Genomic DNA, 21,119 nt, shown 5'->3' with positions numbered 1-21,119 from the left:
TAGGGCTGCCACGACTCGGCCGGACACCCGTGATGCGCGGCTTACATTTTCCGCACCGGCGGCTTAGTCTTTACTTGCGAACCGGTGCAAAGGCGGCGCCGCTCGGCGGAGGTCGCCGACAGGGATGGACAGCTTGCGCTATCTCTTTGAGGAGTACGTGTTCGACACGGATCGGCGCGAGCTGCATCGCGGAGCTGATCTTGTTTCCGTTGCGCCCCAGGTCTTCGACATTCTCGATTACCTGATCCGCAACAGGGAGCGTGTTGTCAGCAAAGACGATCTCCTGGAGGCCATCTGGAAAGGGCGCATCGTGTCCGAGGCTGCGCTTACGACCCGCCTGAATGCCGCACGCACCGCAATCGGCGATTGCGGGGAAGCGCAGCGCCTGATCAAAACACTCCCGCGCAAGGGCTTCCGTTTCGTCGGGGAAGTTCGGGAATCACCGAAGCCGGACCCTTTGGCCGCCGTCCACGACCAGCAAGAAGCGAGGATAGTCGCCGCCCTCCCGCTGCCCGATAAACCCTCGATCGCCGTACTCCCGTTCTCTAACCTGAGCTCCGATCCCGAGCAGGACTATTTCGCGGATGGCGTCGTGGAGGATATCACCATGGCGCTATCGCTCTTTCGTTGGCTGTTCGTGGTCGCACGCAATTCCAGCTTTGCATACAAGGGGCGGCCAGTGGACGTGAAGCAGGTCGGCCGCGAGCTCGGAGTGCGGTATGTCCTCGAAGGCAGCGTGCGCAGGGCCGGAAAGCGCGTTCGCATTGCGGCTCAGCTTATCGACGCCGAGACGGGAGCCCATCTCTGGGCCGACCGTTTCGAGGGGCCGGTCGAGGATATGTTCGATCTGCAGGATCATCTGACCTCCAGCGTGGTGGGGGCGATCGCGCCGAAGCTGCAGCACGAGGAGATCAAGCGGGCCAGGCGCAAGCCAACCGAAAACCTGGATGCCTACGATTATTATCTGCGCGGGCTGGCGAAAGCCCGTTGGTCCAAGCACGCGAACAGCGATGCGCTGGACCTCTTTTACAAGGCGATCGAGCTCGATCCTCGTCTGGCCTGTGCCTACGGCATGGCCGCGTGGTGCCATGTCCGACGCAAGGCGCTCGGTGAGATGAACGACCAGCCGCTGGAAAGCGCGGAAGCCATACGATTGGCTCGCAAAGCGGTGGATCTGGGGGCAGATGATCCGTTTGCGCTATCGATGGGCGCTTACGCGCTCGCCTTTGTAGCCCGCGAGTTCGACGATGCTGCGGATTTCATGGATCGCGCATTGGCTGTCAATCCCAATCTGGCACGGGCCTGGATGCTCAGTGCCTGGCTGAGAGTCTGGCGAGGCGAGCCTGATCTCGTGCTCGAGCACTGCGCGCATGCCATGCGGCTAAGTCCGCTCGATCCGTCGATGTATTACACCACGCACAGCGCCATGGCCTATGCTCACTTCCTGGCGGGTCGCCACGACATCGCGCTGTCGTGCGCAGAAAAGGCAATGCGCGACAATCCGGCTTTCCTGCTGACAATCTGCATTTACGCCGCCAGTGGTGTACTGGCAGGGCGGATGGAGCCGGCACGCAGAGCCATCTCGCGGGCGCTCGAAGACAATCCTGGTCTGACGGCATCCAGCTTGAGCGAGTTGACGCCATTTCGCCGGCCGGAGAACTTCGCAATCTTTGCGAAAGCTCTCCGCAATGCGGGTCTTCCGGATTGACGCGAGGATGGTACGCAGCAACGTCGACAGCATGTGCCTGACGTCAGATCGGTTCGGTGTCGCCGGCCTCGCGCGCCTTCAGGCCTTGCAACTCAATCCTTCCTGACCGCGGATTCGGGCTTCCGCCGTGCGATCTCGGCGTAGGAGGTCGTTGCGCCGACCGGGATGTCCTGAAGCGCCTGCCAAACGCGTTGCTGGAAGGCCGTGCCGCGAACATCGAGAGGAAGATCCAGCCCAAGTTCCGGCGCCTCCACAAGGCCGACGACATGCGCGATCATCACTTCATAGTCCGGGTCAGCGCCGGTCAGCCGTGCTTTTGGGAAGCGGTCCTGGAGGTCGCGGACGAGCTCATCCGCGTCATCGCCCAGCAAGATGGCAGCAACCCCTTTCTTGCTCGAGGCGACGACAATCGCGCCCAGATGTGTCTGGCCGACGGCAAACTTGATTTCCTCGTTGAGGCCTCCGGCACGGTAGTGCGACGGCGTCATGCCGAGCATGCCGGTCGACTTGGCATAAAAGCGTCCACTCGAATTGAAGCCCGCATCATAGATCGCTTCAGTCACGGAGCTGCCGCGGGCGAGGCCTTCTCGGACCCTCTTGGCGCGATAAGCGACAGCGTAGTCCTTCGGCGTGAGACCGGTGGCGGCCCTGAACAGGCGATGAAAGTAGCGGGGGCTCAGGCCGAACGCTCGCGCCAGTTCCTCAAGGGATGGTTCGTCTTCGCTCGCTTCGATAAGGCGGCACGCCCTGGCGATCAGTTTCGCATTCTCGGCGTCCTTCGATGGTCCGTCCGGCTTGCAGCGCCGGCACGGCCGGAAGCCCGTCGCCTTGGCAGCCTCCAAGCTGTCATGCATCTGCACATTCCTGGGATTGGCGACACGCGATGGGCATGACGGCCGGCAATAGACCCCAGTCGTGGAAACCGAATACCAGAACTGCCCGTCGGCCGTCTTGTCCCGCGCAAGGACGCGCGCCCATCGCGGATCTTCCGCCACAGGCAGAGATTTTGGGTTCGGATTGCTGGCAGGTCTTGCGGTCATGGCGCGAATAGATTTCATGATCGAGCTTTTGATGCCACCCGCTTTCCGCGAATTCGATCTCTCCTCCCAAATGCAAGTGAGGCCGACACGGTGTGTGCCAGCCTCATTCGGCTCCTTCCAGTTCCCCGGACGCTTCGATTAGGCAGCCTTCTTGATCAGGCCAAGTTGGGTCAGCGCGGTCACGCCGTCGTCAAGGCCGATTTCCTCGACGATCTTGCCGTTGATGACCTTCAGGACAGTGGTGCCGGTGAAGTGCATCTTGCGGCCGGTTGCCGCCGGCAAGCCGCCCGCCAGGAAGTCAGCGAATGCCGGCCCCGTGTGCGTGCCGCCGCCTTCCCATTGACCGACGACGTAGTCGCCCTCGGCGATCAAGTCCGCCGTTCCCCAGAAGTTGAGATCGGGAAACGCGGCGCGGAAGTCGGTCATGAACGCCTTGATATCGTCCCGGCCGCGGCGGGGTTCGTGCAGGGAGTATTTCAGCAGCATGTCGGGGGCAGCGATTTCATCGATGACCCCGAGATTGACGTTCTTGCCCCAGAAATCGGTGAACCAGCGGCCGACAACGGCCTTGTTATTTTCTTCCTTGCTCATTGGAAAGCTCCTCTCTCGACTGAGAACCGATCACCGGTGTCGCTCAGTGATCTCCGAAAGAGGACTACGTCTGATCCGCGCCGACTAAACTCCGTTTCTTGTCCTGAAATCGAACGCGATGCTCGAGGTCTGGCGATGCTCTCGCTTGCGGCGAGGGGGGCCCCGACATCACTCCAGTTCTCGCAGCAGCCTCCGCGCTTCACCTAGCAACGTTCGGGCGTGCCTTCGCTCGGCGATCGCATGGCTCGTGAACAACCCGTACTTCTGTGCATTCTGGTTTCCTCGCGGCGCGCCCGATCCCGGTGCGCTCCCGTGTATGCGGCAGCGGGTCTTGCCGTGTACCGCGGGCGCACGGCAGCCTCGGCCGATGCGGGTCCTGGTGCCGCAGCTCGTAGGATGGATAGAGCAAAGCGAAACCCATCATTTCATTCACGACGATGATGGATTCGCGAAGAGCTCAACCCATCCTAAGAGCTGAGCGACCTGGCTCGCACTGGCCAATTGGATGAGGATATGTTGTTGGGGGCAAGGTGATGATCCGGTTCAGACCGAAGTCGTGCGATCAAGTTAGAGCGCTGCCACCTCTGTTAACAAGTCGATCAGTCGCCAATAAACCGGTGTACCGGCGGTTGTATCTTTGGCATATTCCCCCGATTGGGTCGGGGGCGAGCGATGTACGAACTTATAAAAAAACAAACTGCGGCTGACTATTTCCAAACGCGCTTTGCCAATGACGGGCAGCGCTTCGTAGCGTGGTACCTCCGCAATATTCTCTTTCGTGATATGAACGAAACACGTGACGATATCACCGACGGAAGCAACGATAAGCAGATAGATGCAATCGTCATCGACAACGACAAAACGCTAGTTCATATCGTACAAGGTAAATTCATCCAAGGCGACACGGTTGATGCGGAACCTCTGCGCGAGATACTTTCTTCCTGGCTGCAGATTAAGGACTTGGCCCGCCTGCAAAACGTCGCGAATCCCAAGCTGCAGCGCAAGCTCTCTGAACTTGCTGCCGCGCTTGACGAAGACTACGAGGTCTCTTTTGAGCTGATCGTGACGGGCATGCGTTTTACCCGTTCCCCGTCTACCGTAGATTATTTGGTTGTTCGTCGAATCGAGTACATCGAGCAACGGCCCGACCGATACGAAAGTCTCAGCGATTTCCTGCGAATCAATCCGCTCAGCACGATCTCTAAACCGCATAAAGCACCGATTTGTATCAAGCATGTCGAGGCCCCCTTTAAATTGGGAGCATTATAGGCGCCACGCATCGACGGTACAGCCCCAAGTTGAGGAGTTGCGTAGCGTCTCGAACGCCTCCATCTTCGCTGGGGGCTTTTGTGCCCATAGCTGATCCAGGCTGTTGGCTGCCCGGCGTCACCGCCAGCTCACTCCATCTCTCCCAGCAGCTTCCGTGCTTCATCCAGCAACGCCCGCATCTGCCTTCGCTCGGCGATCGCCTCCGTGGTGAATAGCCCATACTTCCTTGCATTCCGATTTCCCCTGGGTGCCCCGCATCCGTCCGCGCCGCCGTGCATGCGGCAGCGCGTCTTGCCCAGCACCGCCGGAGCGCGGCAAGCAGAGCCATGGCGGGTCCTGGCTCCGCAGCGCGGGGCCGCCAGCATTGGGCCTGTGTTGCGGGCGTGGTCGCGGCTCATGCAGCGGCGCCTTGCGTGGCGTCGGCCTCCTCATGCCCTCGTTCGCCAGCTTCATGCGTGGAAACCATCGCCGCATCCTTCGAGCCCGTCTCTGCAACGATCATGCTCGCATGCTGCGTCACGTTGGCGACGATCGTCTTTCCACCATCCTGGTCCGACAGGGCTTGCACGGTAATGGCGCGCTCGCCGTTGTTGCGGTAGCGGCTCAGCGCTTCGATCTGGGCCGGGAAGGTGCGCACGAGCTTGGCCAATGCGCGCGAGGCGCTGTCCTGGCTGGCTAGATCGCTGGCGCAGGCTAGGCGGTAGGCGCATCGCATCGCCGTCACGTGCACGGACACCATCTGCGCCGCCAGCATGGCTTCGATGGAGTCCCGAGGGCTTATGCTCTTCATCATCGAGATCATGAAGGCGAGATTGGCTTCATCGGGCTTTTGTCCGATCACGCTGGCCTTGACCAACTGTTTCAGAATGCCATCCAGCGCGTCACGGTCGACGGCGCCGAGCGCGTCGGCCAAGAGCCGTTCGCCGGTTTGCGGGTCGGGATGGTCGATCGCAATTCGCCGCCTGTAGAGCTTGATCCGCGGGCCCGCGGCGAGGGCGCTGCGATCGTCTGCCGCGATCGGCGCCGTCCTGGTGCGTGTCGGAGTTTTGGTCATGTCGATGGGTCCTTTGTCGGCGCAGGCCTGCGGTCGCGGCGCGGGCTTCGCCCGCCTGCCGCGCGGGTGCGATGATTGAGATGTCGGTGAGGGGATTCCACGCAACGGTGTCGAAGCGGCCATGGCCGTGGTCAGCGTGGACGCTGACGGATCGTTGCGATGATGCCATCGTGCCGGTGTTTTGCCCGACGTGTCAAATGGCGTTTTGCGGATGCGCAAGGCCTTGTTCTGACAGGCGCCGGCTACTTTGCATGGGGTCGTTTTCGCGTTTTTTGTTGGAGGCCGGCTCCCACGTGCCCGGCGGCAGAATTGCCAGGCATCACGCGCGACTGGCGTCGGCGATCCGTCAGAGCCAAAGAATCTGCTTGCGATAGCCAAGATCGTTCAACAGCGGGGCCGCCGGTCCATGGTGGAACACGGCGCCGCGCTCCAGCGCGAAGACGCGGTCGGCAAGCGCGAGCACGAGATCGAGATTGTGCTCGACGATTACGATCGACATGTGCTTGCGGAGCTGGTCGAACACTTTGAACAGCTCCAGCGTCACGGCCGGCGCGAGGCCCTCGAAGGGCTCGTCGAGCAGCAGCAGGCGGACATTGCCGGACATCGCGCGGGCAACCGCCACCATCTGCTGCTCGCCGCCGGAGAGATAGTCGGCGGCGACGTTCATGCGCTCCTTCAGGCGCGGGAAGGTGTGCAGGATCTGCTCTTCGTTCCAGACCACGCCGCCAGAGCCGTCGGTCTTGCGCGCGAGGCGGCCGAGCGCGAGGTTTTCGCGCACGGTCATGCCGGCGAACAGGCCGCGTCCTTGCGGCACGTAGCCGATGCCGCGGCGCGCGATGTCGGGCGCGGGGAGGCTCGCGATGTCGTCGCCGCGATAGATGATGCTGCCGCTTGCGGCCGGCACGAGGCCGGCGATGGTCTTCAGCAGCGTTGACTTGCCGGCGCCGTTGCGCCCGAGTAGCGCGACGATCTCGCCCTCGCGCACGTTGAGCGCGGCGTCGCTCAGGATGTGGCTCTTGCCGTAGAAGGTGTTGACGCGATCGAGGCGCAGCACGCTTTCGCGCGCGCCGGCCGCCTCGTCGCTGCGCTGATGCTCGACGGCGGGAATGCCCTTGCCGGTATAGATCTCCTGCACGCGTAGATCTGCCCGCACCGCCTTCGGGCAGTCGGACATCAGCACCTCGCCCTGGTTCATCACGGTGACAACTTGCGATAAGCCCAGCACGCGGTCGATGTCGTGCTCGACGATCAGAACGGGAATGTTGGCGGCGATGTTCTTGACGAGATTGGACACGCGCTCGCGCTCGGCGGCGGCAAGGCCGGCGAGCGGCTCGTCGAGCAGCAGCACCTGCGGCTTGGAGCCGAGCGCGATGCCGAGATCGACCAGCCGCTGCCCGCCATAGGAGAGCTCGCCGCCCTCGATCGTTTCGATGCCCTCGAGCCCGAGAAACTTGATCAGCGCGGCCGTCTCGGCGTGGATCTCCTCATAGGCATCGATATCGTTCCAGATGTTGAAGCGCATGGCGCGCCGTGCCTGCAGCGACAGGCGCAGGTTCTCGTAGATCGTGAGGCCACGGAACAGGTTGGTGATCTGGAACGAGCGCGCCAGCCCCTGGTGGCAGATCAAATTCGCCGGCACGCCGGCGATGTCGCGGCCGTTGAGGCGGATCGTGCCCTGGTCCGGCGCGTAGAGGCCGGAGACCAGGTTGAACAGCGTGGTCTTGCCGGCGCCGTTCGGTCCGATCAGCGCGTGGATCTCGCCGGCGGCGACGGTCATGCTCGCGTTCTCCACCGCGCGGATACCGCCGAACTTTCTGGAGACGCCGTTGACCTCGAGCACGGTGCCTCGTCGCGCCTCCGGCCGCAGGAAATCTGGCATCGGCAGGCCGTCATAGATCTTGCGCCGGCTCATCGCGGCGGACTCTTCCGCGGCGGGACGGAAGCGGCGCATGATCAGCGCGCCGATGCCGACGAGGCCGCCCGGCGAATACATCACGAAGGCCACGAAAGTGACGCCGAACCAGAACAGCCAGTCCGATGTCCAGATCGAGAACAGCTCGCGGAACAGGATGAAGAACAGCGCGCCGAGCGCAGGCCCGAGCAGGCTGCGCATGCCGCCGATGACCACCATCGCCAGCAGCTCGCCGGCAAACGGCACCGAGACGGCTTCGGCCGAGACGAGGTAGTTCAGGAACGCGATCAGCGCACCCGCAAGACCGGTCACGACGGCCGAGATCACGAACACCGCGAGCTTGTAGCGCTCGACCGGATAGCCCTGGAAGCTCGCGCGGAGCTGGTTCTCGCGGATCGCAACCAGCACATGGCCGAAGGGCGAGCGCACGAGACGCATCAGGACATAGAGCACGACGAGCCCGCTTCCGGCGACGACGGCGTAGTAGTTGAGCGCGCTGTCGAGGCTGATGGGACCGATGTCGCCGCGCTTCAGTCCGCCGAGCCCGTCCTCGCCGCCGGTCAGGCTGGTCCAGCGGAAGGCGGTGGTATAGACCAGCGCGGCCAGCGCGAGCGTCAGCAGCGAGAAGTACACGCCGCGCCGGCGCAGGATCAGCATGCCGATCACGGTCGATGCGATCGCGACGACGATCATCGATGAGAGCAGCGGCAGCCAGATATCGCCGGGAAAGAAGCGAAGCTGGATCAGGCCGGCGGCGTAGGCGCCGACGCCGAACCAGGTGCTGTGGCCGAACGAGACGAGTCCGGTATAGCCGATGCAGAGGTTGAGCCCCATGGTCGCGATCGCAAGCCCGACGATCCAGGTGCCGGTGTTCACGGACAGGCCGAGTGCCCTGAGCACGAAGGGCAGCGCGATGACCGCAACGGCCGCGATCAGGAGCGGCTTCAACTTCTCGGTGGCGGAGGTGCGGGTCATTCGAACTTCTCGATGCGTTCGCCGAGCAGGCCGCGCGGGCGCACCAGCAGCACCAGGAACATCAGGATGTAGATCGAGGCTTCACCTGCGGCCGGCTCGAAATGAATGGCGATGCCGCGCACCACGCCGACAAGGAGGGCGGCGATGACGACGCCCCAGAAGCTGCCGAGCCCGCCGATCACGACGACGACGAAGGCCACCGTCATGATCTCGGCGCCCATCGCTGGATGCACCGTGGTGATCGGCGCGAAGAAGGCGCCGCCGAGCGCGGCCATGCCGACGCCGAGCATGACGATCGCGGTCATGTAGGGCTGCAGGCGGATGCCGAGCGCGGCGACCATGTCCGGCCGCTGGATGCCGGCGCGCACCACGCGCCCGAACGAGGTCTTGTGCAGCAAGAGCCAGATCCCGAGCAGCACGGCGGCCACCACGCCGAGGATCAGGAGGCGATAGCGCGAGAACAGGAAATCGCCGACGACGACGGAGCCGCGGAAGCTCTGCGGGATCCCGGTCGACACGGGCGCGGCGCCCCAGATCATGCGGATCGCCTGCTCGGCGACCATCGCAAGCCCGAAGGTCACGAGCAGGCTGAGGATCGGGTCGGCCGTGTAGAAACGGCGCAGGATGAAGCGTTCAAAGAGGATGCCGAGCAGGGCGACCGCGAACGGCGAAATCACGACGGACGCGCCGAAACCGAGATGCTTCACCAGCTCGACGAAGACATAGGCGCCGAGCGCGTAGAAGGCGCCATGCGCGAGGTTGACGATGCCGCCGACGGAAAAGATCAGCGACAGCCCGAGCGCGATGAGGAGATAATAGCCTCCGAGCACGAGGCCATTCACCACCTGTTCCAGCAAGAACTCGAACTGCATGTTGCGTCCATCGCTTTGGCAAAACGGCGCCGGCGTTGGTGCCGGCGCCGCTGACGCCAATCGGCCCTGGCGCGCGCGAGCGCGTCAGGCCTTCATCTCGCAGGGGTTCTGTTCCCTGGTCGGATAGATCTGTTCCAGCGGGTCGTTCGCGGCCGGTACTGCTTCGCCCAGCACCAGCATGTCCCACTGGTCCTTCATCTGGTCCTTCGGCTTGACGGTGAAGGGATAGGCCTCCTGCACCATCTGGTGATCCCAAGAGCGGAAATAGGCTTTGCGCGCTTTCATGATGTCGAACTGCGACTGCTTCTCGAAATAGGCGATCAGCTCATTGCTGTCGGTCGACTTCGTGGTGTTGATCGCCTCCGCCAGCAGCTTGAGCGTCACATATTCGATCCAGGCGTGGTTCTCCGGCGGCTTGCCGTACTTCTTGGTGAAGGCCGCGACGAAGGCCTGCGACGCCGGATTGTTCAACGTGTGATACCAGACCGTCGGCCAGGTGCCGCTGAGATTGCCCGCGCCCGCGGCCCAGGCATCGCCGGTGTTGAGGTTGAAGCCGACCAGCGGATAGGGCAGGCCGAACTCGGCATATTGCTTGACGAGATTGGTGACCTGGTTGCCGGCGAGGTTGCAGCAGACCACGTCGGGCTTTGCCTGCCGCACCTTGAGCAGATAGGGGCTGAAGTCGGTGACGTCGGTCGCGATCAGCTCGTCGCCGATCAGGTTGGCGTCATGCGCGCCGAAGAACGCTTTCGCCGCCTTCAAAAGGTCGTGGCCGAAGATGTAGTCGGCCGTGAGCGTGAAGAACTTCTTGCCCTTCACCATGCCCTTCTGCGACAGCGCGGTGCCGACCGCGTTGACCATCACGGTGTTGGGGATGTCGCAGTGGAAGGAATATTTGTTGCAATTCTTGCCGCGCAGCGCGTCCGACCGTGCGCCGGTCGAGAAGAACACCTTCTTGTTGCGCTCGGCGACCTGCATGATGGTGAGCGAGGAGGCCGAGGAGATCTCGCCGAGCAGCACCACCGCGCCGTCCTGCTCCAGCATGCGCTGCGCCTTGGTGGCGGCCGTCGCAGGATTGATCGAATCCTCCGAGACGAGGTCGATCTGCTTGCCGAGAACACCGCCGGACTGGTTGATCTCTTCGGCAGCGAGCTTCACGCCCAACTGCGCGTAGCCGCCGATCACGCCGAGAAAGCCGGTCAGCGGGGTCAGATGCCCGATCCGGATCTTCTCGGCCTGGGCTCTCGCGATTGCCGGAAACCCCAGTGCGGCCGCGCCTGCGAAGGCAGCGCCCGCCCGTAACAACGTCCGTCGGCGGTAGCGGATCATGTCTGTCTCCTCCCCGGTGCATCGCGTGTCTCTCTTCAAAACCGCGTATCCGATATTGTGAGAGACGTTTTTCTAATGCTGGAGGATAATCCCGAACGGCATCGCCGGTGTCAACCGGCAAAATCGCCGCTTGCGTGGGCCTTAGACTTTTTGCGTGATCGCCTTGTGCGCCGCGCCTTTGGCGCCGAACTCGGCCGACAGGCGGTTGGCCGCGGCCTGCACGACCTGCGCGCTCGCGTGCAGCGCCTGGTTGGAGAGCCGCCAGATCGGACCGGAAATGCCGAGCGCGCCGATCACCTGGCCGGTGAAATCGGTCACGGGCACGGCGACGCAGCGCACTTCCGGATTGAACTCGCCATCGTCGAACGCAACGCCGGTGCGCTGAACCTCGGCGATCTCGCGCATCAGCACGCCGGCATCGGTGATGGATTTTGGCGTCGACGGCTTGAGCTCCGCACGGTCGAGAAACCGCTTGAGCTGGTCGGGCCGGAGCGAGGCGAGGATGATCTTGCCGAGCGCGGTGCAATGAGCCGGCCGCACCACGCCGACGCGGTCGGTCAGTTGAAATGCGCCGGGACCGCTGGTGCGGGCGATGACGACCACGGCATCGCCCATGCGCACGGCAAAATGGCTGCTTTCGCTGGTCTGGCGCGACAGCTCCTCCAGCACGGGCGTCGCGACATTGACCATCTCGATCTCATCGAGCGCGGATGCCGCGAGCGCAAACAGCGGACGGCCGATGCGGTAGCGCTTGTTGTCTTTCTCCTGGCGGAGATAGCCGAGCGAGACCAGCGTCTTCGCAAGGTGGAAGGTGGTCGAATTGTGCAGGCCGACGAGCTTGCTCAATTCCGCAAGCCCAATTCCTTCGCGGTGACGCGCCACCTCTTCGAGGATCGAGAAGGCGCGGCCAAGCGACTGGACACCGCCGCCCCGCTGTTTGTCGTCGGCCTCGTCGTCGCCATCGACCTGGGGTGCGGGAACCAGCTTGGCAATCGCAGCCTTGCGCGGGCTGGCAGGCTTCTCGCTGGTACTGGGCTTGGTGCGCGATCTCAAGGAAAAGGCCCCCTCTGGCAAATCCGTTATGACTCGGTGCTCGACAGTAGCATGCAACCACGCAAGCGTCGGAGCAGAACCCGCGCTTCCTCCAGGAAGAGCCTATCACAATATAAATTGACGTACAGCATTATGAGAAATAGGGTGCTCGCGGCCCAGTGATGACCGGCCGCGTTCTCCGCATCGGTACATAAGAAGTCGTCGGGCCGAGAGGGAGACCGGTTGATGTCGCGAAACATGCTCAATGGCGCCGAGGTCATTGTCGATTATCTGATCCAGGAGAAGGTGCCGCAGGTGTTCGGGCTGTGCGGCCACGGCAACATCCAGTTCATCGACGCGCTGTACGCGCGCTCCTCCGAGATCAAGACGATCTCCGTGCATCACGAGAGCGTCGCCGGCTTCATGGCCGATGTCTACTACCGCGTCTCGGGCAAGCCGACCGCGACCTTCACGTCGTGCGGACCAGGCTCGGCCAATCTGCCGATCTCGCTCGCCAACGCCTTTCTCGACTCCGTGCCGTTCATGGCGATTACCGGCAATGTGCCGACCAGCCAGTTCAATCGCGGAGCGTTCCAGGAGATGTACCGGCACTACCAGGCCGACTTTCCTTCCACCGTGCGCTCGATCTGCAAGAAGGTATTTCAGCCGACGCGCGGCGAGATGGTGCCGCTCGCGGTGCGACAGGCCTGGAAGACCATGATCACGGGACGTCCGGGCCCTGTCGTTGTGGACGTGCCCTTCGACGTGTTCATGGAGTCGGCTGCCGAAGAGGCGCCGAAGGCGATCGAGTGGAACGCCAACATCTCGAGCCGCTGCGGTGCCGACCCTGATGGCGTCGAGAAAGCGGTCGACATGCTGCTCTCGGCGGAACGGCCGGTGATGCTGGTCGGGCAGGGCGTGCGCTATGGCGGTGCCGCCGACGAGCTGCGTAGGCTCGCCGAGCGGCTTCAGATTCCGGTCGCTGCCTCTGCCAGCGGTCTCGGCGCGCTCGACGTCAACCATCCCCTGGCACTTGGCCTCGTCGCGCGCGCCGGGCATTACCAAGCCAATCACGCGACACGTCAGGCCGACGTGCTGCTCGCGCTCGGCGTCCGTTTCGACGACCGCACTTCGAGCTCATGGATTCCTGGCTATTCCTTCACGATCCCGCCGACGAAACTGATCCATGTCGACATCGATCCCGAGGAGATCGGCCGCAACTATCCCGTCGCGCTCGGATTGATGGCCGATGTTCGCACTTTCCTGCGTCAGGTTCATGCCGAGCTCGATCGCCGCGACAACCTCTCCAGGAAATCCGATGCGCGCAAGAAATGGCTGGCGCAGATCGATGGATATCGCAACGAGTGGGACAAGTTCGTCGCGCCCGGATTCTCCGACGACACCACGCCGATCAATCCGCAGCGCGCGGCCGCCGAGATCGACAAGGCGCTGCCGGAGGATGCGATCCTCGTGTCCGACATTGGCGTGCACCACAACTGGCTGCTCGGCTTCTGCAAGCCGAAGCGGCCGGATTCGCTGATCGGCTCGACGGGCTTCGGCCCGATGGGCTTTGGCGTCGCCGGCGTGATGGGCGCAAAATTCGCGGCCCCCGATCGTCCCTGCGTTTCGGTGTGCGGCGACGGTGCCTTCTTCATGCACGCCAACGTGCTGGGCACGGCGGTCGAGTACAATCTGCCAGTGGTCTGGGTGGTCTGGAACAATTACGCCTACGCTTCGATCCGAGGTCTCCAGCGCGGCTATCTCGGCGGACGCGAGCTTGCGACCGACTTCAGGCATCCCGAGACGGGAGAGCGCTACAATCCCGATTTCGCCGCAATGGCGCGCTCCTGCGGCGTCGAGGGCGTGCGGGTCGATCGCCCGGGCGACCTCGGCGAAGCGATCCGCAAGGGCATCGCTGCCAACAAGCCGTATCTGATCGACGTCGACATCGCTGCTGACGTCAATCCGGCCGGTGCCGGCGTCTGGGAGTTGCCGGGACTGGGCCAGAGCAAGGCCGGCATCGGCACGCGCTATCAGCCGGGCTGATCACGCAGCTCGCAGATCTGCAATCAACGAGATATCGGGGAGATGGGAATGACGCTCGCAGGCAAGAAGGTCGTCGTGATCGGCGGCTCCTCAGGCATCGGTCTTGCGACGGCAGAGCTTGCCAAGACGCTAGGCGCGGAGGTCATCATCGCCTCGCGCAGTGCCGCGAAGCTTGATCCCGTCGCGGAGCGGTTGAAGGTGACGGCGATCCCGGCCGATGTCACCAGCGACCAAAGCGTTGCCGAGCTGTTTCGCCGCACCGGCGCCGTCGACCACGTCGTCCTGACGGCGGCGCAGCTTCGCACCGGGCCGTTCAAGACGGTTGCGATGGAGGACGTGCGCGCCACGATGGAAGGCAAGTTCTGGGGTGCCTGGCGCGTGGCGCGCGAGGCCATGATCCGGCCCGGCGGCTCGCTCACGTTGGTTACCGGTTTCCTCAGCGTCCGGCCGCGGCCGAACTCGGCGATCATCAGCGCTGCGAACGGAGCGCTGGAATCGCTTGCGCGAGCCCTGGCGCTCGAGCTTGCACCGGTGCGCGTCAACGCCGTGTCACCTGGCGTGATCGACACGCCCATCCGGGCCGCGATGCCGGAACAGGCACGGCGCGATATGCTGGCCAAGACCGCTGCTGCACTGCCGGTCGGCCGGGTCGGCATGGCCGGGGACATTGCCCAGCAGATCGCAGGCTTCATGGCTAACGGTTTTGCGACCGGCTCGATCGTCTACATCGACGGCGGCGCGCTGGTGAATTGAGACGCGCGAAAGGAGCACGATCATGGCCGACGAAAGCAACGGCGCCTTCATCCGCAACATTGCCGAGGTGCCTTGGCGCGAATTCCCGAACCATTTCGGCGGCGCGTTGTCAAAGCCGCTGGTGATGCCGGAAACCGCAGGCTCGCGCCGCATCGATTATCGCATCTCGATGTATCAGCCGATGGCCTATGTGGCGCGGCATCATCACAAGGTGCAGGAGCAGGTCTATCACGTGCTCGAAGGTGAGGGGCTGATGGAGATCGCGGGCAAGAACCATGTGGTGCGCAAGCACGACGTGATCTTCCTGCCGCCCGGCGTCGAGCATGCGATCTCGAATTCGGGCCTGACCGACCTCGTGTTCCTGGTGGTCACCTCGCCGGTGACGGACAACGAGAAGCCGGTCTGAGCGATGCCACGCAGCGTGTGGCGGTCGCCGCGTTCTAGCGGGAGCCGCCGCCGACAAGCTGCGCCAGCCGGTCGAGCGAGCAGGGGGCGCTGGCCCTCGTTGATTTTCTCGCCTGCCTCATCAAGTGCGAAAAATTCAGCGCGGTCGACCTCGGGAAAGTCTTGCCGTTTGCCGCTGCGCGGCGGCCATTCGATCTGGAAGGTGTTGCTGCGAATGCTGTGGGTATCGATGTCGACCTCGGCAGCAAAGGCGGTGACGATCTTGCCGCCGCGTTGCTTGACCTGCCCCAGCGCGACCAGCGGGACAGTCAGCTCCAGTCCGAGCTCCTCGGCAAATTCCCGCCGCGCGGTGGCTTCAGCGTCTTGTCCGTCCGCATATTCGCCTTTCGGGATCGACCAGGCGCCGAGATCCTTGTTACGCCAGAACGGCCCGCCCGGATGAACGAGCAGGACCTCGATCTCCGGTCGCATCCGATAGGCAATAATTCCAGCGCTCTTTGATGCCATCGCGAGCTCCCGCGGACTATGGGAAGGCGCGCCCTAAAGCGACCTCCGATCTGCGCATCAGCTCGAGGATCGCTCGCGTGACGCGACGCGAATGGCGCGTGCCTTCGCGCCCTTTGTAGCACGCGCCGCGATCATGCCGCGCCCCTTGCCGTGGGCCGAGGTAGTTTTCTTGAGCAAGGATGCGAACCGCTTGCGCGCACGGCTCGCCGTCTGCCGCGCAGCCACCTGTGCGGCCTCGGCCTTCTGGATGATGGTGGTAACCGCGCGTGTCAGGTTCACGGGAACCCAGGCGACATCCTTGGTCTTGGACAGGCTGCCGACGCCTTTGCATGGGGCTTCGCGCGGCAGGTCGATCCGGATCGCGAGGGCCTCGGAGCGCTCGATCCAGTCTTCGGCCTTGGTACCGGTGATACTGCGGACGTAGTCGCGCGTCTCGCGCGGCACGAAGCAGCCCGCAACTGCCAAACTCAATGGAGCAGGCTGCGAGGCGCGTGCTGAAATGACGCCGGCTAGTCCTTCGGAAAATCCTTGCGCATCGCGATCTCGGCGGCATCGCCCGGCGACAGCACGGTCTGGTCGAAGGCTGCTTGCGGCTTGGTCATGATGTCGTAGAGCGAGATGCCCTTGATCGGCTTGGCCATGAGCTCGCGGACGCATTCGGCGAGCGTGCCGTTATAGACGAGATAGGGCGGACCTCTGTCCTTCTGTCTCTGTCCTCTGAGCGACGGCCACTTCTTCAATTCGGCCGGCGCGTCATAGGCGATCGGCGAGCCTTCTCTAAACATGCGCTTAGCCCCAGGCGGCGTGAATTGCCGGAAATCCTAAGGCCGCCGGGTAAACGCATGTTAAAGAATTAGTTCAAATCAGCCGGCAATGAAGGCGAGCAGGGTGCCGTTGGCCTTGGCCGGCGGCACGCAGATCGCCGCTCCGCTGCGCGAGGCCACCGGGCCCAGCGCCTTTTCGGTCGCGGCGAGATCGCTGCTGGCGAGCACCAGCGCCGCGCCGCCGCGCTTCGAGAGACCTTCCAGCGCCACACCGGAATAGCGTTTGCCAAGCTGATCCAGCGTCAGATAGACGAAATCGGCACGATCGCCGCCGGAGGCGACGCTAACGGCGCCGTCGGCTTCCGTCTTCGGCTCGCGATTGATCAGCCGCGACAGATGCGATGCCTCCTTCGCGGGATCGGGTGTTGCGATCAGCACCTGCTTGATGCGCTTGGCCGCATTAGCGTGCGCCATCAGCTCGGGGATCCACACGGTCTCGCGGGTCTTGTGCTGACAGGCGAAGATGCGCACGCCGCCCGGCGCTTCCTCGGTCGGCCACATGAAGGTGCGAAACTTCGCTGCGGACACCGTGCCGTTCGGCAGCGTGACCGGCCGTTCGAAATCGGTCGGACCGATCGGCGTGAGGCCGCGCGCGCGGATCTCCTCCGCACCGGCGGCCGAATCGACCGCGGTGAAAGCTATGCGCTCGATGCCTTCGCCGCGCGTGTCGAGGAAGGCGCGTGCCGGCGCGTTTTGTTCGGTCGGCGCGAGCACGCCGAGCAGCTCCATATAGTCGGGGTCGAACATGATGGTGTAGTTGCCCGTACCCATATGCGCGCTGTGGGTGCCGCGCGGCGACACGGTGAAGCCGAGCCGCTTGTAATTCTCGGCTGCCTTGTCGAGGTCCTTCACCATGACCACGGCGTGGTCGATACCGATGACGTTCTTGAGGGCCACTGCTATTTCCCCGGCGTATGAATGGGCTGACGGACCGCACAAGCGGCCGTAGCATGTCTACGCTGGATGGACGCGCGAGTCATTTTGAAATCGGCGGCGGATGCGCAATTTCTTTCCGCGAAGCGCCGCGTCGACGCGCTGCAGTCGACGGCGTCAGCGATCCTGCCGGCTGATATAGGCGGCGAGGATCGCGCGCTCCTCGGTGGTCATGTCGGTGATGTTGCCCGGCGGCATCGCGTTGGACCATGCCGCCACACGGCCGATGAGGCGAATGTTGCGCCGGATGTGCTCACTGCCGTCAAGCAAGATGCCTTTCGGCGCGGACACGATGCCGGCCCAGACCGGCTCGGCGGCATGGCACATGCTGCAGCGGGACATCACGATCTCCTCGACATCGGCAAGCGTTGGCTGCGTCGCCAGCGCCCCCGTATTGATCTCGCGCGGTCCGGCCGCGGAGAGGAGGCCGATGGCGATCACGCCAATCGCCGCCACGCCCCACACCCACCATGGCGATTTGCGTCCGGCATGCCGCGCGTTGAAGAAGTGGCGGATCACCGGCCCCAGCGCCAGCACGATCGCGACGATGATCCAGTTGAAGCGGGTGGCGTAGAGCAGCGGATAGTGGTTGCTGATCATCAGCACGACGACGGGCAGCGTCAGATAATTGTTGTGGACCGAACGCTCCTTGCTGGCTTTTCCGAGCTTCGGATCGGGGGCCTGGCCCGCGATCAGCGCAGCTACGATCTTCTTTTGGTTCGGGATGATCACCGCGAAGACGTTGGCGACCATGATGGTGCCGACGATCGCCCCGATCTGGTTGAAGGCGCCGCGGCCACTCAGGACGTGCGTGAAGGCGTAAGTCAGCGCGACCAGGAACACGTAGCCGCCGATGGCGAAGGCGAGCTCGCGCTGCGCAAGCCCGGTGCGGCAGGCGACCTCATAGAGTGCCCACGCCAGCGCCAGGCTGCAGAAGCTGAAGAAGCCGGCCTGTGCCGGCGTCAGGTCGAGGATCGACTTGTCGACCAGGAACAGGTCGGCATCGAGATAATAGACCACCACCATCAGCGCGAAGCCGGAGAGCCAGGTGGTGTAGGCTTCCCATTTGAACCAGGTGAGCTCCTCCGGCATCCGGTGGGGGGCCACCAGATATTTCATGATCCGATAGAAGCCGCCGCCATGGACCTGCCAGGCTTCGCCGTGCACGCCGTCCGGCAGATCACGCGTTGGCCTCAGGCTGAGATCGAGGTGGATGAAGTAGAAGGAACTGCCGATCCAGGCGATCGCGGCCACCACGTGCAGCCAGCGCAACAGCAGGCTCGCCCATTCCGATACGATGGATCCCCACATGATCACCCCGTCAGTCACGGCGCCGATATGCCGCAGCTTTGATGACCGCAATACGGCCGCGCCTTTACAATGTGTCGCACCGATCAGCGGCATTTTCCAGTACGATGGGCGCACCTTGCTGCACATCGTGCGGGCATGAGCTGACGTGGGATTCGGCAGGCGTTAGACCCGCCGAAGAACGTATGTGATGCGATCGGCGTTGTGCAGCGGGAGCGAAGCTCGACGGTGCGAGCCGGGAGGAAGGCGACGTGAAGAACAATATCTGGTCCGTGGCGACATCCGCCTGGTTGCTGGCCGCCGCCGCGACCGGTGTGCAGGCCGAGCCGGTGCTGCAAGGCAAGGCGGCCTATGGCAATTGGCAATCCGACAAGCCCGGCACGGTCAGGCTGATCCGCCCGCAGGATCTCGCCAGGCCGGGCGGCACGCCGTCGGCTGCGAGTTTTCCGCGCGTCGTGCCGCGTTCGCCGGAAGCGTCCTTGCAGGTGCCGGCTGGCTTCAAGGTCGAGCTGTTCGCGGAAGGGCTGCGCGGTCCACGCACCGTGCGGGTTGCGCCGAACGGCGATATTTTCGTCGCGGAGACGCGCGCGGGGACTATCCGCGTGCTCCGCGCCGGCGAGGGCAAGGTCGCGACCAACGACGTCTATGCCAGCGGCCTGAGACAGCCGTTCGGCATTGCGTTCTTTCCAAATGGCGACGACCCGCAATGGGTCTATGTCGCCAATACCGACGGTGTCGTCCGCTTTCCCTATCAGGCCGGCGATCTCAAGGCGCGGGGCAAACCGGAGACGGTCGTGGCGAGCCTGCCGCATGATGGCGGCCATTCCACCCGCGACATCGTCTTCACGCCGGACAACAAGCGCATGCTGGTGTCGGTCGGATCGCACAGCAATCTCGCGGAAGGCATGGGCAATCCGCCGGGCGGATTGGCAGCCTGGTCGCGCACGCAGCCGCTGGGCGCTGCCTGGGCGAGTGAGACCGAGCGCGGCGCCGTGCTTGCCTTCAATCCGGACGGCAAGGAGCGGAAGATCTACGCCACCGGCATCCGCAACTGCGTCGGTCTGGCGATTCAGCCGCAGACCGGGCTGCCGTGGTGCTCGACCAACGAGCGCGACGGTCTCGGCGACGATCTCGTGCCCGACTACGTGACGAGCGTGAAGGAAGGCGCCTTCTACGGCTGGCCATGGTTCTATATCGGCGGCAACGAGGACCCGCGCCACGCCGGCGCGAGGCCGGACCTCAAGGACAAGGTGACGGTCCCCGACGTGCTGGTGCAGCCGCACTCGGCCTCGCTCGGCATGACGTTCTACCAGGGCACGCAGTTTCCAGCCGAGTATCGGGGCGATGCCTTCGCAGCCGAGCACGGCTCCTGGAACAGGTCGAAACGTACCGGTTACAAGGTGATCCGAATCCGGATGAAGGACGGCAAGCCGACCGGCGAATACGAAGACTTCATCACCGGCTTCGTCGTCAACGACCGCGAAGTGTGGGGCCGGCCCGTTGGGGTCGCAGTGGCGAAGGATGGCTCGCTGCTGATCTCGGAAGACGGCAACGGCACGATCTGGCGGGTGACAAACGCGCCGCAATGATGCTGCTGCCCCTCTCCCCTTGTTGTGGGAGAGGGTAGTGGCTTCGCGATAGAGAAGCCGGGTGAGGGGCCTCTCTCCGCGAGCGATCTCGCGCAGTTGAGTTTGTGGATAGAGACCCCTCATCCGGCGCTTCGCGCCTCCTTCTCACAAGGGGAGAAGGGAAGGGCATCGTGTTCGCCTCGGCTTACCCCCGTCGCACGCTCGCTCCGCCGTCCACCGGCAGCGTCACGCCGGTGATGAAGTTCGCTTCATCCGACGCCAGGAACAGCGCGGCATTGGCCACGTCCCATCCTGTGCCCATCTTCTTCCGCAGCGGCACCTTGCTGTCACGCTCGGCTTCGACCTCGGCGCGGGTCTTGTGCCATTCGCGGGCGCGGGTGTCGACCGCCATCGGCGTGTTCATCAGGCCCGGCAGGATGACATTGGCGCGGATGCCGTATTCGGCGTTCTGGTAGGCGAGCTGTTCGGTGAAGGCGATCATCGCCGACTTCGTCGCCTTGTAGGCGACGTAGGGATAGGTCGTGATCGCGGCCATCGAGGAGATGTTGATGATGGCGCCGTTTCTCTGCGCGCGCATGATCGGGATCACCTCTTTCGCCGCCAGAATGCAGCTCTTCAGGTTGATGGCGACGACGCGGTCGAACGCCTCCTCGGTCAACTGAAGCAACTCGGCGTCGCCGCCGGCGAGGCTAACGCCGACATTGTTGTGCAGCACGTCGATCCGGCCCCAGCGCGCCTGCGCATCCGCCACCATCGCCTTGATGTCGGCTGACCGCGTGACGTCGGCCTTGAAGGCCGCGGCGGTGCCCTGCTTCGCCACAATCATCGCGACAGTTTCCTCGGCCGACTCGAGATGATGATCGACGCACAGCACCTTCGCGCCCTCGCGCGCGAACGTGAGTGCGGTGGCGCGGCCATTGCCCATGCCGGCCATGCATGGCTCCTTCGCCGCGATGATAGTGCGTGGCGCCC

19 protein-coding genes and 1 pseudogene are annotated in these 21,119 nt (G+C 63.9%); 6 read left to right on the top strand and 14 right to left on the bottom strand.

What is annotated here, in order from left to right; genetic code table 11:
• The first annotated feature begins 133 nt into the window (after positions 1-133).
• Positions 134-1,708, top strand: coding sequence for a winged helix-turn-helix domain-containing protein (locus tag MTX21_RS13460; RefSeq protein WP_280965287.1), 1,575 nt, complete (start codon positions 134-136; stop codon positions 1,706-1,708).
• Between the two features lie 92 nt (positions 1,709-1,800).
• Here the strand turns inward: MTX21_RS13460 and MTX21_RS13455 are convergent, their stop codons facing one another.
• The gene (locus MTX21_RS13455) at positions 1,801-2,748 is read right to left on the bottom strand and encodes an Ada metal-binding domain-containing protein (RefSeq protein ID WP_280971407.1); all 948 of its coding nucleotides are present in this window, start codon (positions 2,746-2,748) and stop codon (positions 1,801-1,803) included.
• A 138-nt stretch (positions 2,749-2,886) separates the two neighbouring features.
• The gene (locus MTX21_RS13450; protein WP_280965286.1) at positions 2,887-3,339 is read right to left on the bottom strand and encodes an ester cyclase; all 453 of its coding nucleotides are present in this window, start codon (positions 3,337-3,339) and stop codon (positions 2,887-2,889) included.
• Positions 3,340-4,011: 672 nt separating this feature from the next.
• Between MTX21_RS13450 and MTX21_RS13445 the strand changes: the two genes are divergently transcribed.
• Positions 4,012-4,608: a hypothetical protein gene (locus tag MTX21_RS13445; RefSeq protein WP_280965285.1), complete on the top strand. Its 597-nt coding sequence runs from the start codon at positions 4,012-4,014 to the stop codon at positions 4,606-4,608.
• Positions 4,609-4,736: 128 nt separating this feature from the next.
• Here MTX21_RS13445 and MTX21_RS13440 read toward each other — a convergent pair whose 3' ends face one another.
• From MTX21_RS13440 to MTX21_RS13415, 6 genes are all read right to left on the bottom strand, one after another.
• Positions 4,737-4,973: an HGGxSTG domain-containing protein gene (locus MTX21_RS13440; RefSeq protein ID WP_280971043.1), complete on the bottom strand. Its 237-nt coding sequence runs from the start codon at positions 4,971-4,973 to the stop codon at positions 4,737-4,739.
• 29 nt (positions 4,974-5,002) lie between these two features.
• On the bottom strand, positions 5,003-5,662 hold the full coding sequence (locus MTX21_RS13435; protein WP_280965284.1) for a hypothetical protein: 660 nt from the start codon (positions 5,660-5,662) through the stop codon (positions 5,003-5,005).
• Between the two features lie 346 nt (positions 5,663-6,008).
• On the bottom strand, positions 6,009-8,549 hold the full coding sequence (locus tag MTX21_RS13430; RefSeq protein ID WP_280965283.1) for a branched-chain amino acid ABC transporter ATP-binding protein/permease: 2,541 nt from the start codon (positions 8,547-8,549) through the stop codon (positions 6,009-6,011).
• Positions 8,546-9,421 (bottom strand): branched-chain amino acid ABC transporter permease, encoded by an 876-nt coding sequence (locus MTX21_RS13425; protein ID WP_280965282.1) that lies wholly within the window; start codon positions 9,419-9,421, stop codon positions 8,546-8,548. The genes MTX21_RS13430 and MTX21_RS13425 overlap by 4 nt, the downstream gene beginning before the upstream one ends.
• 84 nt (positions 9,422-9,505) lie before the next feature.
• Positions 9,506-10,750 carry an ABC transporter substrate-binding protein gene (locus MTX21_RS13420; protein WP_280965281.1) on the bottom strand — a complete coding sequence of 415 codons (1,245 nt, stop codon included), beginning with the start codon at positions 10,748-10,750 and terminating at the stop codon, positions 9,506-9,508.
• 141 nt (positions 10,751-10,891) lie between these two features.
• Positions 10,892-11,803, bottom strand: a complete 912-nt coding sequence (locus MTX21_RS13415) for an IclR family transcriptional regulator (RefSeq protein ID WP_280965280.1) — start codon at positions 11,801-11,803, stop codon at positions 10,892-10,894.
• A 225-nt stretch (positions 11,804-12,028) separates the two neighbouring features.
• On the opposite strand from MTX21_RS13415, the gene MTX21_RS13410 reads away from it, so the two are divergent.
• Genes MTX21_RS13410 through MTX21_RS13400 form a run of 3 tightly spaced genes read left to right on the top strand, consistent with a single transcriptional unit; the run spans position 12,029 to position 14,987 of the window.
• A complete protein-coding gene (locus MTX21_RS13410; protein ID WP_280965279.1) occupies positions 12,029-13,828 on the top strand; it encodes a thiamine pyrophosphate-binding protein in 1,800 nt (599 codons plus the stop codon).
• Between the two features lie 48 nt (positions 13,829-13,876).
• Entirely contained in the window at positions 13,877-14,581 is a 705-nt protein-coding gene (locus tag MTX21_RS13405) for an SDR family oxidoreductase (RefSeq protein ID WP_280965278.1), read from the top strand.
• Positions 14,582-14,603: 22 nt separating this feature from the next.
• Positions 14,604-14,987 carry a cupin domain-containing protein gene (locus MTX21_RS13400; RefSeq protein ID WP_280965277.1) on the top strand — a complete coding sequence of 128 codons (384 nt, stop codon included), beginning with the start codon at positions 14,604-14,606 and terminating at the stop codon, positions 14,985-14,987.
• A 134-nt stretch (positions 14,988-15,121) separates the two neighbouring features.
• Here MTX21_RS13400 and MTX21_RS13395 read toward each other — a convergent pair.
• From MTX21_RS13395 to MTX21_RS13375, 5 genes and pseudogenes are all read right to left on the bottom strand, one after another.
• Positions 15,122-15,457, bottom strand: a pseudogene (locus tag MTX21_RS13395) (NUDIX domain-containing protein); the annotation flags it as partial.
• A gap of 93 nt (positions 15,458-15,550) precedes the next feature.
• A complete protein-coding gene (locus MTX21_RS13390) occupies positions 15,551-15,964 on the bottom strand; it encodes a hypothetical protein (RefSeq protein WP_280965276.1) in 414 nt (137 codons plus the stop codon).
• 38 nt (positions 15,965-16,002) lie between these two features.
• Complete coding sequence (locus MTX21_RS13385) at positions 16,003-16,278, bottom strand: hypothetical protein (protein ID WP_280965275.1); 276 nt, start codon at positions 16,276-16,278, stop codon at positions 16,003-16,005.
• A gap of 78 nt (positions 16,279-16,356) precedes the next feature.
• Positions 16,357-17,214 (bottom strand): VOC family protein, encoded by an 858-nt coding sequence (locus tag MTX21_RS13380; protein WP_280965274.1) that lies wholly within the window; start codon positions 17,212-17,214, stop codon positions 16,357-16,359.
• A 153-nt stretch (positions 17,215-17,367) separates the two neighbouring features.
• A complete protein-coding gene (locus MTX21_RS13375) occupies positions 17,368-18,561 on the bottom strand; it encodes a urate hydroxylase PuuD (protein ID WP_280971042.1) in 1,194 nt (397 codons plus the stop codon).
• Positions 18,562-18,809: 248 nt separating this feature from the next.
• Between MTX21_RS13375 and MTX21_RS13370 the strand changes: the two genes are divergently transcribed.
• On the top strand, positions 18,810-20,147 hold the full coding sequence (locus MTX21_RS13370; protein WP_280965273.1) for a sorbosone dehydrogenase family protein: 1,338 nt from the start codon (positions 18,810-18,812) through the stop codon (positions 20,145-20,147).
• 184 nt (positions 20,148-20,331) lie between these two features.
• On the opposite strand, the gene MTX21_RS13365 is transcribed toward MTX21_RS13370, so the two are convergent.
• On the bottom strand, positions 20,332-21,081 hold the full coding sequence (locus MTX21_RS13365) for an SDR family NAD(P)-dependent oxidoreductase (protein ID WP_280965272.1): 750 nt from the start codon (positions 21,079-21,081) through the stop codon (positions 20,332-20,334).
• Positions 21,082-21,119 lie beyond the last annotated feature (38 nt).

Source organism: Bradyrhizobium sp. ISRA430 (genome assembly GCF_029909975.1).
Lineage (GTDB): Bacteria > Pseudomonadota > Alphaproteobacteria > Rhizobiales > Xanthobacteraceae > Bradyrhizobium.
Note: the sequence above shows the minus strand (reverse complement) of the source record. Positions and strands in the feature narration are given on the sequence as shown.